The organism is Paucimonas lemoignei, from assembly GCF_004342585.1.
GTDB lineage: Bacteria > Pseudomonadota > Gammaproteobacteria > Burkholderiales > Burkholderiaceae_D > Paucimonas > Paucimonas lemoignei.
Genome location: NZ_SLZQ01000005.1, coordinates 207,263 through 218,816, shown reverse-complemented (window position 1 = coordinate 218,816; position 11,554 = coordinate 207,263). Strand labels below are relative to the sequence as shown.

Below are 11,554 nucleotides of genomic sequence, written 5' to 3'. Positions count from 1 at the left end.
GATGTCCAACTTCATCGTCAAGAAAGTCGCCGTGCTCGGAGCCGGCGTGATGGGGGCGCAGATCGCCGCCCACTGCATCAACGCCAGGGTGCCGGTCATCCTGTTCGATCTGCCGGCCAAGGAAGGTCCGAAAAACGGCATCGTCATCAAAGCCATCGAGAATCTCAAGAAACTCAATCCTGCCCCGCTGGGCAACAAGGACGATGCCGCGCTGATCCAGCCGGCGAACTACGAGGACAACCTCGATCTCCTGAAAGACTGCGACCTGGTGATCGAAGCGATCGCCGAGCGCATGGACTGGAAGCACGACTTGTACAAGAAGGTCGCGCCGCACATCGGCCCGAATACCATCTTCGCTTCCAATACCTCCGGGCTGTCGATCAATGCGCTGTCGGAAGGCTTTGATGCCGAGTTGAAGGCGCGCTTCTGCGGCGTGCACTTCTTCAACCCGCCGCGTTACATGCACCTGGTCGAGCTGATTCCGACCGCGTCCACCGCGCCGCATATTCTCGATCAGCTGGAAGGCTTCCTCACGACCACGCTCGGCAAGGGCGTGGTGCGCGCGCTGGATACGCCGAACTTCGTCGCCAACCGCGTGGGCGTGTTCGGCATGCTGGCGACGATCCATGAAGCGGAAAAATTTGGCCTGTCCTACGATGTGGTCGATGACTTGACCGGCGCCAAGCTGGGTCGCGCCAAGTCAGGCACGTTCCGAACCGCCGATGTGGTGGGCCTCGATACGCTGGTGCACGTGGTGCGCACCATGCAGGAATCCTTGAAGGATGATCCCTTCTACGACGTGTATGCCACGCCGGCAGTGGTCACGAAGCTGGTGGAGTCCGGCGCGCTCGGACAAAAATCCGGCGCCGGTTTCTACAAGAAGGTGGGCAAGGATATCCTGCGCCTGGATCCGGCCAAGGGCGATTACGTGCCGGGCGGCGCCAAGGCGGATGACATCATCGGCCGCATCCTGAAGGAAAAGGATCCGGTCAAGAAGATGAAAGCCCTGCGCGAATCGACCAACCCGCAAGCGCAATTCCTGTGGGCGATCTTCCGCGACGCTTTCCACTATATCGCCGTGCATCTCGAATCGGTTGCCGACAATGCGCGCGACATTGATTTCGCCATGCGCTGGGGCTTCGGCTGGAGCGTCGGTCCGTTCGAGACCTGGCAAGCCGCCGGCTGGCAGCAGGTCGCCAACTGGATCAAGGAAGACATCGAGGCTGGCAACGCCTTGTGCAAGGCGCCGCTGCCAGCCTGGGTGTTCGATGGCCGCGAAGGCGTGCATACGCCAGAAGGTTCGTATTCGCCGAAAAAGAATGCCTATGTGCCGCGTTCCGATTTGCCGGTGTATCAGCGCCAGGCTTTCCGCGCGCAGCTGGTGGGCGAAAATGCACCCAAGGGAGCGACCGCCGGCACCACCGTGCATGAAGACGATGCCGTGCGCATCTGGCACCAGAACGATGATGTGCTGATCCTGTCGTTCAAGACCAAGATGCACATCATCAGCCCGGACGTCGTTGAGGGCATGAAGCGCGCGGTCGCCGAAGCGGAAAAGAATTACAAGGGTCTGGTGATCTGGCATGCCGATGCGGCTGAAGGCGGGGCCTTCTCGGCTGGCGCCGATTTGCAATCCATGCTGCCGGTCTTCATGGCAGGCGGCGTCAAGGCTATCGGCCCGGAAGTCTCGCGCCTGCAGAATGCCCACATGATGCTCAAATACGCCAACGTGCCGGTAGTCGCGGCAGTGGCAGGGCTGGCGCTGGGCGGCGGTTGCGAAATGATCATGCATGCCGCCAAGCGGGTGGCGGCGCTGGAATCGTATATCGGCCTGGTGGAAGTGGGTGTCGGTTTGCTGCCGGGCGGCGGCGGTCTGAAGGAAATCGCGCTGCGCGCGGCCAAGCAAGCCAAGGGCACCGATATACTGCAATTCCTGAAAGACACCTACATGCATGCCGCTACCGCTGCCGTCTCCAAGTCGGCATTGGAAGCCAAGAAGCTGGGTTACCTCGCCGAGGATGATGTCATCGTTTTCAATCCATACGAATTACTGCACGTGGCCAAGAGCGAGGCGCGCGCCCTGTTCGATGCAGGCTACCGTGCGCCGCTGCGGGAGCCGGTGCGGGTGGCCGGACGCTACGGCATCGCCACCATCGGCGCGCAGCTCATCAACATGCGTGACGGCGGCTTCATCTCCGCCCACGACTACAAGATCGGCTCGCTGATCGCCGAAGTCGTGTCAGGCGGCGATGTCGAGCCGGACAGCCTGGTCAGCGAACAGTGGCTGCTGGACCTGGAACGCAAGTACTTCCTCGAACTGCTCAATAGTCCGAAGACGCAGGAACGGATCATGGGCATGCTGCAGACCGGCAAACCGGTGCGTAACTAATGGGCCTACGGGGCAAACTAAGGGGTTAATGATGACCAAGCAATTGCAAGAAGTTTATATCGTCGCCGCCACCCGCACGCCCGTCGGCAAGGCGCCGCGCGGCATGTTCCGCCATGTGCGCCCGGATGACCTGCTGGTGCATGCGATCCGCTCTGCCGTGGCGCAGACGCCGAATCTCGATCCGCAGCTGATCCAGGATGCCGTGATCGGCTGTGCCTTTCCGGAAGCCGAGCAGGGCTTGAATTTTGCCCGCATGGGCGTGCTGCTGGCCGGCTTGCCCAATACCGTCGGCGGCATGACCGTCAACCGCTATTGCGCTTCTGGCCTGGCGGCGCTGGCGATCGCGGCCGACCGCATCCGTGTGGGTGAAGCCGATGTGATGATCGCCGGCGGCGCCGAATCGATGTCGATGGTGCCGATGATGGGACACCATCCGTCGATCAATCCGCTGGTGCTGAAGGATGAAAATGTCGGCATGGCGTACGGCATGGGTATCACAGCCGAGAAAGTGGCGCAGCAGTGGAAAGTCTCGCGCGAGGCGCAGGACGAGTTTTCGCTGAATTCGCACAAGAAGGCGATCGCGGCGCAGGAAAAGGGTGAGTTCAATGACGAGATCACGCCATTCGAGATCGTCGAGAAATTCCCCAATCTCGCCACCGGCGAAATCGATGTGAAGACTCGCACGGCGACGCAGGATGAAGGCCCGCGCGCCGATACCAACCTCGAAGCGCTGGCAAAATTGAAGCCCGTGTTTGCCGCCAAGGGCGTGGTCACCGCCGGCAACAGCTCGCAGATGTCGGATGGCGCCGGCGCGCTGATCCTAGTCAGCGAAAAAATCCTCAAGGAGCACAACCTGACGCCGCTGGCCAAGTTCACTTCCTTTGCTATTCGCGGCGTGCCGCCGGAAATCATGGGCATCGGCCCGAAGGAAGCCGTGCCGCTGGCATTGCGTGCCGCCGGCATCACCCAGGATCAGCTCGACTGGATCGAACTGAACGAAGCCTTTGCGGCACAGGCGCTGGCGGTGATCGGCGACCTGCAGCTGGACCCGGTCAAGGTGAACCCGCTGGGCGGCGCGATCGCATTGGGCCATCCGCTGGGCGCCACCGGCGCCATCCGCGCGGCGACCGTGGTGCATGGCTTGCGTCGCCGTAATCTGAAGTACGGCATGGTGACCATGTGCGTCGGCACCGGCATGGGAGCCGCCGGCGTGTTCGAACGCGTGTAAGTTTAATAGCGGATCAAAAATCGACGTATCAAGCCGTACGGTCACAAGCTGTGCGGCTTTTTTACTGGAGCAGACATGGATATTGCAAGCAGCAAGGCCGATGGCGTATTGACCATCCAGTTCAATCGGCCGGACAAGAAAAATGCCTTCACGGCGGCGATGTACCAGGCCATGACCGACGCCTTGCATGAAGCAGAAAACGATGCGTTGGTGCGCGCGATTCTGTTTACGGGAAATACAGAAGCCTTCACCGCCGGTAACGACCTGGAAGATTTTTTGAACGAGCCGCCGACCAATCCCGATGCGCCGGTATTCCGTTTCATGGCGGCCGTCACCAAAGCCACCAAGCCGCTGGTGGCGGTCGTCGCCGGCAATGCCGTCGGCATCGGCACCACGCTGCTGTTGCATTGCGAACTGGTCTACGCGGCAGACAATGCGAAATTCGCGCTGCCGTTTGCCAAGCTGGGTGTCTGTCCCGAGTTTGCGTCTAGCTTTCTGTTGCCGCAATTGGCCGGCTACCAGCGCGCTGCGGAAGCACTGATGCTGGGCGAAACGTTTGGCGCGAAGGAAGCGTGCGACATGGGCCTGGTTAACCGTGTGCTGCCGAAGGAGGAACTGGCGGCGTTCGCGCTGGCCCAGGCAGGCAAGCTGGCAGCGCTGCCGCCGAGCTCAATCCGCATTACCAAGCAATTGATGAAGGCAGGGCGGCAGGCGGCAGTCTCAGCCCAGATGGCAGAGGAAATCCGTCATTTCGCCGCCATGCTGTTTGCGCCGGCAGCACAGGAAGCGGTCAAGGCCTTCCTGGAAAAGCGCAAGCCGGATTTCAGCAAGCTGCCGCAAGAGTGAAGGGCGCATTGCATCGTGCGTGAAGTGGCAAAACACGCGTGATTTTCACGATGAAAATGCAACTGATCTCGTAAAAATGAGAGTGAAACTCTCTTGCTCACTTCCATGTAACAGATTAAGTTGTCCTCGATTTTTATCTTGCACATTGAAGTTTTTTTAGTTTTAGAAGCCCTGTTCATCAGGGCTTTTTACTTTCAATTTCGTGCCATTCTTACCTGCCATTGCATCGACATGCGCAGCGCAATTTTCGTATCCGCATACACGCAATAAAATGATTTGAATGCGAATGATCGTCACTCACATCATTTGACATGGAATATTTCTGCGAATACAATGAAAAAAAACAACTTGGAGATACCGGAAATCAGAACAGTGAAAGCCAGTACGCGCCCCAAGGCTTCGGAGAGCGAGACAGAGGGGCTGGATGTCGATAAACTTGCGGATATGAACGATGTCACCAAGCTTGTCGCTGTCAATGACTCCATCCGCATTCTGCAAAGCGTGCGGCGGATCGCCCAGTGTGTCGAGCACCATTCCAAGCGCTTAAGCACTACTCACAAGATCACATCACCGCAACTGGTGGCATTGATGGCGATTGCCCAACTGGGACCAAGCACGCTGAAATCGATTGGGCGGGCCATCTACCTCAGCCCGAGCACCGTGGTCGGCATCGTCGACCGGCTGGAAGAAAAAAAGCTGGTGCGGCGAGAGCGGGATACCCGTGACCGGCGCAACGTCTATGTCACCGTGACAGCTGAAGGCTTGGCCTTGATCGAAAGTGCGCCGTCTGCGCTGCCCCAGGGCTTTACCAGTGCGCTGAGCACCTTGCCGGAGAATGACCAGCATACGCTGGTGATCGCACTGGAACAATTTGCCACTCTGCTGGAAGTCAAATCGCCCGGCGGCACATTGTAGGCTTCCTGATTTCCCCTTCCGCCTGACAGTTCAAGATGCGGCAATTCTGCTGCAGGGAGAACTGTCGCCTAAAAAAGGAGAATGCATGAACGGACTTATGCCGGACCTGGCAGTCGCCCGCAGCCTGCAGCTGCGTCCTCCCGAACGGCGCGATGGCGCCGCGCTGCATGACCTGGTGGCGGCTTGCCCGCCGCTGGACCTCAATTCTCGCTACGCCTATCTGCTGCTATGCGAGCATCATGCACAAACCAGCGTGGTCGCGGAAAGCGACAGCGAACTGGTCGGCGCGATTACCGCCTATGTTCCTCCGCAGCAGCCGGATACCCTCTTCATATGGCAAGTTGCCGTCGCCGAGCGCATACGCGGACAAAAACTCGGCACACGCATGCTGCAACACCTCTTGCAGCATTGCGTTCATGCGCAGGGCCTGCGCTGGGTCGAAACCACCATCAGCCCGGATAACCTGGCTTCCCACAATCTATTCACGCAATTCGCCGTGCGTCATGACGCCGGCTGCACCACGACCACGCTGTTTGCTGCCAGCGACTTTGGCGCAAGTGGTCACCAAGCGGAGAGTCTCTACAAGATCGGTCCCTGGGATCGGCCGGCCTGATTCTGGCCGCTAGACACTCTCCATCCATCACCTATCCGAAAAGGAGAAGCATGATGCGTACTTTCACACGCCTGGAATCCGAGGTTCGCGGATATATCCGGTCCTTTCCCACCATCTTCACGAAGGCGCAAAACGCCAGGCTGACTGACGAAAATGGCCAGCAATACATCGACTTTCTGGCTGGTGCCGGCAGTCTCAACTATGGCCATAACAACCCGCTGCTCAAGCAGGCGCTGGTTGAATACCTGCTCAACGACGGCATCGTGCATGGCCTGGACATGGCGACCACGGCGAAAAAACACTTTCTGCGCACTTTCGAAGAACGCATCCTCAAGCCGCGCCAGATGCAGTACAAGCTGCAGTTCACCGGTCCGACCGGCACTAACGCCGTCGAAGCCGCCATCAAGCTGGCGCGCAACGTGACCGGACGGCAGAACATCATCTCGTTCACCAACGGTTTTCATGGCGTGACCCTCGGCGCGCTGTCCCTGACGGGCAACCGCAAGTTCCGCGACGCCGCCGGCGTGGCGCTGACCGGCGTGCATCATGCGCCGTATTCCGGCTACTTCGGCATGGATGTCGATACCATCGCCATGCTCGACAAGTTGATTGCCGACCCCAGCAGCGGCGTCGACCATCCGGCGGCGGTCATCGTCGAATGCGTGCAGGGCGAGGGCGGCTTGAATGTCGCCGGCCTGAACTGGCTGAAGAAGCTGGAACAGCTGTGCCGCCGTCACGAGATTTTGCTGATCGTCGACGATATCCAGGCCGGTTGCGGCCGTACCGGCACCTTCTTCAGTTTCGAACCTGCCGGCATCAAGCCCGACATGATCACCTTGTCGAAATCACTCTCCGGATATGGCTTGCCGCTGTCGGTGATGCTGATGAAGCCGGAGCATGACGTATGGAAGCCGGGCCAGCACAACGGCACGTTCCGCGGCAATAACATGGCCTTCATCACAGCCGCGGCCGCGCTTGATCACTACTGGAGCGACGGCAAATTCCAGTCGTCGATCGAGAAAAAGGCGCAAACGGTGTCGGCTTATCTGGACAAGCTGGTCAAGAATTATCCGGCAGCCGAAATGACCCGGCGCGGCCGCGGGCTGATGCAGGGCTTGGCATTCAAAAATCCCGAACTGGCCGACCGCGTCACTTCGCTGGCGTTCCAGAATGGCTTGATCATCGAAACATCGGGCGGTCGCGACGAAGTCGTCAAGCTGCTGATGCCGCTGACCATCGAGCATGAAACCCTGCTGGCCGGCCTGGATATCCTGGAACAGGCCGTCGCCGACACCGTCACCGAAATCAGCAATGAAAACGTCACCAGCAAAAAAGGAGTGGAAGCATGATCGTACGCCGCCTGCAAGATATTCTGAACACCGAACGCGACATCAAGACCGATACCTGGGCCAGCCGCCGGCTGTTGTTGCGTGAAGATGGCATGGGCTTTTCCATGCACGAGACCACGCTGTTTGCCGGCACCCAGACGCATATCTGGTACAAGCACCATGTCGAAGCCGTCTATTGCGTGGAAGGCAGCGGCGAAGTCGAGCTGATTCCGTCCGGTGAAATCTTCCGCATCGAACCCGGCACCATGTATGCCCTCAACAAGCATGACCGTCACTGGCTGCGCGCCGATCCGGGTTGCGACATGCGCGTGGTCTGTGCTTTCAATCCGCCGCTGGTTGGTGATGAAGTGCACGACGCCGATGGCGTGTATGCCAAAGCGCCGGATACGGTCGAATAAGAGGGGAGAGTCGTCAATGTTATCCCACAATACTTATCTGACTCGCGCCCAGTCCAATGCCGGCATCCTGCAGCGCCAGGAGCCGGTGGTGTACGAAGCGGAACAGTCGGTCAGGCCTGCCGTGCTGAGCCAGCCTCAGCGCGACGCCTATCGCGAGAATGGCTTTCTCTTGCTGCCCGAGCTGTTTTCGCAGGAAGAAGTCCAGGGCTTGTTCACCGAGATGCAGCACATGCGCAAGGAATTCGCGCATGCCGGGCGCGCCGAGGTCATTGCCGAACCGGGCAGTGGCGAAGTGCGTTCGATTTTCAACGTGCATCGGCTGAACTCGCTGTTTTCCCGGTTGGTGCGCGACCCGCGCGTGCTGAATGTGGCGCGCGATATTCTCGGCAGTGAAGTGTATATCCACCAGTCGCGCATCAATTACAAGCCTGGCTTTCAAGGCAAGGAGTTTTACTGGCACTCGGATTTCGAGACATGGCATAGCGAAGACGGCATGCCGGCCATGCGCGCTTTGAGCTGCTCGATCCTGTTGACCGACAATAACGAACACAATGGTCCGCTCATGCTGATCCCGGGATCGCATCGCCATTTCATTTCTTGCCAGGGAGAGACGCCGGAAGAGAATTACAAGAAGTCGCTGAAGAAGCAGGAAATCGGCGTGCCCGATGAAGTGCTGCTGCGCTATCTGGCTGACTTGGGTGGCATCACTTCCTGCAAGGGCAAGGCAGGCTCAGTGGTATTTTTCGACTGTAATACCATGCACGGCTCCAATGGCAATATTTCGCCTTACCCGCGCAGCAATGTGTTTTTTGTCTATAACAGCATCGACAATCAACTGGGCGCTCCCAGGGATGGCTTGAAGCCTCGCCCGGAGTACATTGCCGCGCGCGAGGATGTCGAAGCCTTGACTCCGCAAGCCTTGTAGAAGGCTGAACCAGGCAAGCCGGGGTTTCCACCGGCTTGCGTGAATCGACTAGTGGGCGTTACTCCCGCTAGTCGATTCACAGCCGAGAAGCGCGGTGAATGGCATGATCGCCATAAGTCCCCACTTTCGCTGGCATCAGCTTGATCATGTTCCCGGAGAATAGCTGGCGCGCAAGGATGCATAACGGTTCAAGCGATCGTGCCGGTCCGGGCGGACTGCTTCGAATTGCGTGCGCAACGAACCGTAAAAGTCAAAACTGAATTCGCTCCGGGCGGCGACGCTGCTGCAGAAAATGCAGCCCAATAGCCCGAACAGAAAGCCAGCACGAGAGAGGTGGAATTCAGCCATCGACACCCACCGTTTGCAGGAAGCGGAATGCGGGCTGGATTGCGGCCACCTGGGTGGTAACGCCCATGATCTCGAGCAGCAGTTCGCTGACGCCATCCCAGATAATCTGCACGCCGAGGCATAGCAGGATGAAAGCGGTAAGCCGCAGAAAGACGGCGGTTCCGGCGTCGCCAATCAAACGCAGCAAATGTTCCCCATAGCGAAAGGCGAGATATAGCAGCACGCCGATGAGCCCTAGCGCAAGCAAGGCGCCGCCCATGCGCGCCAGCGACAACACCAGCCGGACATCGTGCAGGGCGACGCCCACGGTAATGGCGACGGAGATCGATGCCGGACCGCAGCTGATCGGAAAGGTGAGCGGATAAAAAGCCTGGCGATGCGCATGGTCCAATGTGAACGTTTCAGCTAGCGCCGCCCGGCTGTCGGGCGTGGCCGGCTTGGCGCCAAGCAGGCGCCAGGCCACGGAAGTGAGGATCAAGCCGCCGCCGATACGGACGATCGGCAGCGAGATGCCGAAAAAATCCAGCACATAGGATCCGATCAGCATCGACCCAGCCACCAGCCAGAACATGTTGCGCGCGATGCGGCGGGCCAGCAGGGTGCGAGTCGCCGCCGATGCGCCATCGGTCATGCTCAGGAAAATCGGCGCGGTTGCGGCCGGATTCAGAATCGGCAACATCGTCGCCAGCACCAGGAGAAAGCCTTTGGCGAATGCCAGCAAAAGTTCAATTGTCATGACGATGTCTGATCACTGCGCCCGGGCGGCTTTTCGGCGATTTCGCGCAAGCGCCGGCGCAGCGCGCGCTCGCGATGGTCTTCGTCGATCCAGTCCTGGCGTATGGCGCGCCAGAGCGCGACGACCATCAGGATGATCACCAGCGCAAATGGCAAGCCAAAGACAATGGTGGCCGTCTGTACCGCTTTGATGCCGCCGGCCAGCAACAGGCTGGTGGCGATGCCGGCAACCAGCAAGCCCCACATGATCTTGACGCGCGCACTCGGATCGTGGTCGCCGCCGGTGCTCATGATGCCGAGCACCAGGGTCGCCGAATCCCCCGATGTGACGAAGAACACCAGCACCAGCACCGTCGCGGCAACCGACATGATGGTGCCTAACGGCAGGGCGTCGAACATCACGAACAGGGCGGTCGATACGTCAGTCTTGACGGCTTCGGAAAGCGGGACGGCTTGCCAGATTTCCAGGTGCAGCGCCGTGCCGCCAAACACGGAAAACCAGGCAATGCACGCCAAGGTCGGCGCGAACACGGTGCCGGCGATGAATTCCCGGATGGTGCGGCCGCGCGATACGCGGGCGATAAACAGGCCGACAAAGGGCGACCAGGTAATCCACCATGCCCAATAGAATACGGTCCAGTCGCCGACCCAGCCGCTTTCGCGGAAAGGCGTCATGCGCAGGCTCATGCGCACGAAGTCGCTCACATAGGTGCCCAAGGTCGTAGTGAACGTGTCGATGATGGTAATGGTCGGGCCGACGATGAAGAGTGTGGCCATTAAAAGGAAGGCCAGGCCGAGATTGATATTCGAAAGCCATTTGATGCCGCGCGTTACGCCGCTGACTGCAGAGCCGATGAACAGTGTGGTGGTAATCGCGATGATGCCAAGCTGCGATGGGGCACTGATCGGCAAGCCAAACACGGCGTTGAGGCCGCTATTGATTTGCAGCGCGCCGATTCCCAGCGAGGCGGCGACACCAAACGCGGTCGCGATAATGGCCAGGACGTTCACGGCAACCGATAGCTTGGGAGCCCATCTCCAGGGGAGCGATTCGGTCGCGGCGCTGATCAGCGCGGGTTTTCCTCTTCTAAAGGAAAAGAAGGCAATTGCCAGCGCCACGACGCTATACAGCGCCCACGGATGCAAACCCCAATGGAAAAAACTGTAGCGCATGGCAGCGTTGGCCGCTTCCGGTGTGCGTGCTGTGATGCCCGGCGGCGGCGTGCCGAAATGGGAGATCGGTTCCGCCACGCCCCAGAAGACCAAGCCGATGCCCATGCCGGCGGCAAACAGCATGGCGAACCAGCTATGCAGCGAAAATTCCGGCTCGTCGTCTTCCCCTCCCAGCTTGAGGTTGCCATAGCGGCTGAAGGCCAGCATCGCCGCCACAATCACCAGACCCAGGACTGTCCACAAATACAGCCAGCCGAAGTTGGTCGTAATCAGCGCCAGTATGCGGTCGAATATTGCCGAGAGCGACGCCGGGGCGAAAATCCCCCAGAGTACGACGATAAGAATCAAGCCTGAAGAGATGACTAGCTGCATCCATTAACTCCTAGAAAACGTGACATGTGCCGACGCCGCTGCGAGACTGGGAGAAAAGAGAGGGTCTCTACTTTGACTAAAGCATCGACCTGACGACATTCAAAAAAGTATTAGGCCGTCATCACGGAACAATGTCCGCTTTTGATCTTTATTTGATGTGGGTATAGAACGAGAAAGCGCATGCGGCATGGATACTGGCCTTAACTATACCGTTGTTACCTTAAGCGAATCTTTGGCCATGGATAGCGCGCGCCCTATGGCGG

At 59.2% G+C, this 11,554-nt stretch carries 10 protein-coding genes; 8 read left to right on the top strand and 2 right to left on the bottom strand.

Translation table 11 applies throughout. The features are described from left to right. Position 1: 1 nt before the first annotated feature. The 8 genes from EDC30_RS10050 (at position 2) to thpD (ending at position 8,663) form a co-directional block, all read left to right on the top strand. On the top strand, positions 2-2,389 hold the full coding sequence (locus EDC30_RS10050; RefSeq protein WP_132258689.1) for a 3-hydroxyacyl-CoA dehydrogenase NAD-binding domain-containing protein: 2,388 nt from the start codon (positions 2-4) through the stop codon (positions 2,387-2,389). 31 nt (positions 2,390-2,420) lie between these two features. Next, positions 2,421-3,617 carry an acetyl-CoA C-acyltransferase gene (locus EDC30_RS10045; RefSeq protein ID WP_132258688.1) on the top strand — a complete coding sequence of 399 codons (1,197 nt, stop codon included), beginning with the start codon at positions 2,421-2,423 and terminating at the stop codon, positions 3,615-3,617. 75 nt (positions 3,618-3,692) lie between these two features. Continuing rightward, positions 3,693-4,463, top strand: coding sequence for an enoyl-CoA hydratase (locus tag EDC30_RS10040; protein WP_132258687.1), 771 nt, complete (start codon positions 3,693-3,695; stop codon positions 4,461-4,463). A gap of 372 nt (positions 4,464-4,835) precedes the next feature. Next, positions 4,836-5,378: a MarR family winged helix-turn-helix transcriptional regulator gene (locus EDC30_RS10035; protein ID WP_243656718.1), complete on the top strand. Its 543-nt coding sequence runs from the start codon at positions 4,836-4,838 to the stop codon at positions 5,376-5,378. A gap of 85 nt (positions 5,379-5,463) precedes the next feature. Further along, complete coding sequence (gene ectA, locus EDC30_RS10030; RefSeq protein WP_132258686.1) at positions 5,464-5,991, top strand: diaminobutyrate acetyltransferase; 528 nt, start codon at positions 5,464-5,466, stop codon at positions 5,989-5,991. A gap of 53 nt (positions 5,992-6,044) precedes the next feature. Then, a complete protein-coding gene (gene ectB / locus EDC30_RS10025) occupies positions 6,045-7,340 on the top strand; it encodes a diaminobutyrate--2-oxoglutarate transaminase (RefSeq protein WP_132258810.1) in 1,296 nt (431 codons plus the stop codon). Continuing rightward, positions 7,337-7,738 carry an ectoine synthase gene (locus tag EDC30_RS10020; RefSeq protein WP_132258685.1) on the top strand — a complete coding sequence of 134 codons (402 nt, stop codon included), beginning with the start codon at positions 7,337-7,339 and terminating at the stop codon, positions 7,736-7,738. Before ectB ends, EDC30_RS10020 begins: the two co-directional genes overlap by 4 nt. Positions 7,739-7,754: 16 nt before the next feature. Next, positions 7,755-8,663: an ectoine hydroxylase gene (thpD, locus tag EDC30_RS10015; protein ID WP_132258684.1), complete on the top strand. Its 909-nt coding sequence runs from the start codon at positions 7,755-7,757 to the stop codon at positions 8,661-8,663. Between the two features lie 340 nt (positions 8,664-9,003). Here thpD and EDC30_RS10010 read toward each other — a convergent pair whose 3' ends face one another. Next, on the bottom strand, positions 9,004-9,747 hold the full coding sequence (locus EDC30_RS10010; RefSeq protein WP_132258683.1) for a MarC family protein: 744 nt from the start codon (positions 9,745-9,747) through the stop codon (positions 9,004-9,006). Continuing rightward, positions 9,744-11,291, bottom strand: coding sequence for a BCCT family transporter (locus tag EDC30_RS10005; protein WP_132258682.1), 1,548 nt, complete (start codon positions 11,289-11,291; stop codon positions 9,744-9,746). The genes EDC30_RS10010 and EDC30_RS10005 overlap by 4 nt, the downstream gene beginning before the upstream one ends. Positions 11,292-11,554: the final 263 nt, after the last annotated feature.

What these genes read in the sequence shown, in the direction of transcription:
- EDC30_RS10050 (WP_132258689.1), top strand. Translation starts at nt 2, where the DNA reads ATGTCCAACTTCATCGTCAAGAAAGTCGCCGTGCTCGGAGCCGGCGTG.
- EDC30_RS10045 (WP_132258688.1), top strand. Translation starts at nt 2,421, where the DNA reads ATGACCAAGCAATTGCAAGAAGTTTATATCGTCGCCGCCACCCGCACG.
- EDC30_RS10040 (WP_132258687.1), top strand. Translation starts at nt 3,693, where the DNA reads ATGGATATTGCAAGCAGCAAGGCCGATGGCGTATTGACCATCCAGTTC.
- ectA (WP_132258686.1), top strand. Translation starts at nt 5,464, where the DNA reads ATGAACGGACTTATGCCGGACCTGGCAGTCGCCCGCAGCCTGCAGCTG.
- ectB (WP_132258810.1), top strand. Translation starts at nt 6,045, where the DNA reads ATGCGTACTTTCACACGCCTGGAATCCGAGGTTCGCGGATATATCCGG.
- EDC30_RS10020 (WP_132258685.1), top strand. Translation starts at nt 7,337, where the DNA reads ATGATCGTACGCCGCCTGCAAGATATTCTGAACACCGAACGCGACATC.
- thpD (WP_132258684.1), top strand. Translation starts at nt 7,755, where the DNA reads ATGTTATCCCACAATACTTATCTGACTCGCGCCCAGTCCAATGCCGGC.
- EDC30_RS10010 (WP_132258683.1), bottom strand. Translation starts at nt 9,747, where the DNA reads ATGACAATTGAACTTTTGCTGGCATTCGCCAAAGGCTTTCTCCTGGTG.
- EDC30_RS10005 (WP_132258682.1), bottom strand. Translation starts at nt 11,291, where the DNA reads ATGCAGCTAGTCATCTCTTCAGGCTTGATTCTTATCGTCGTACTCTGG.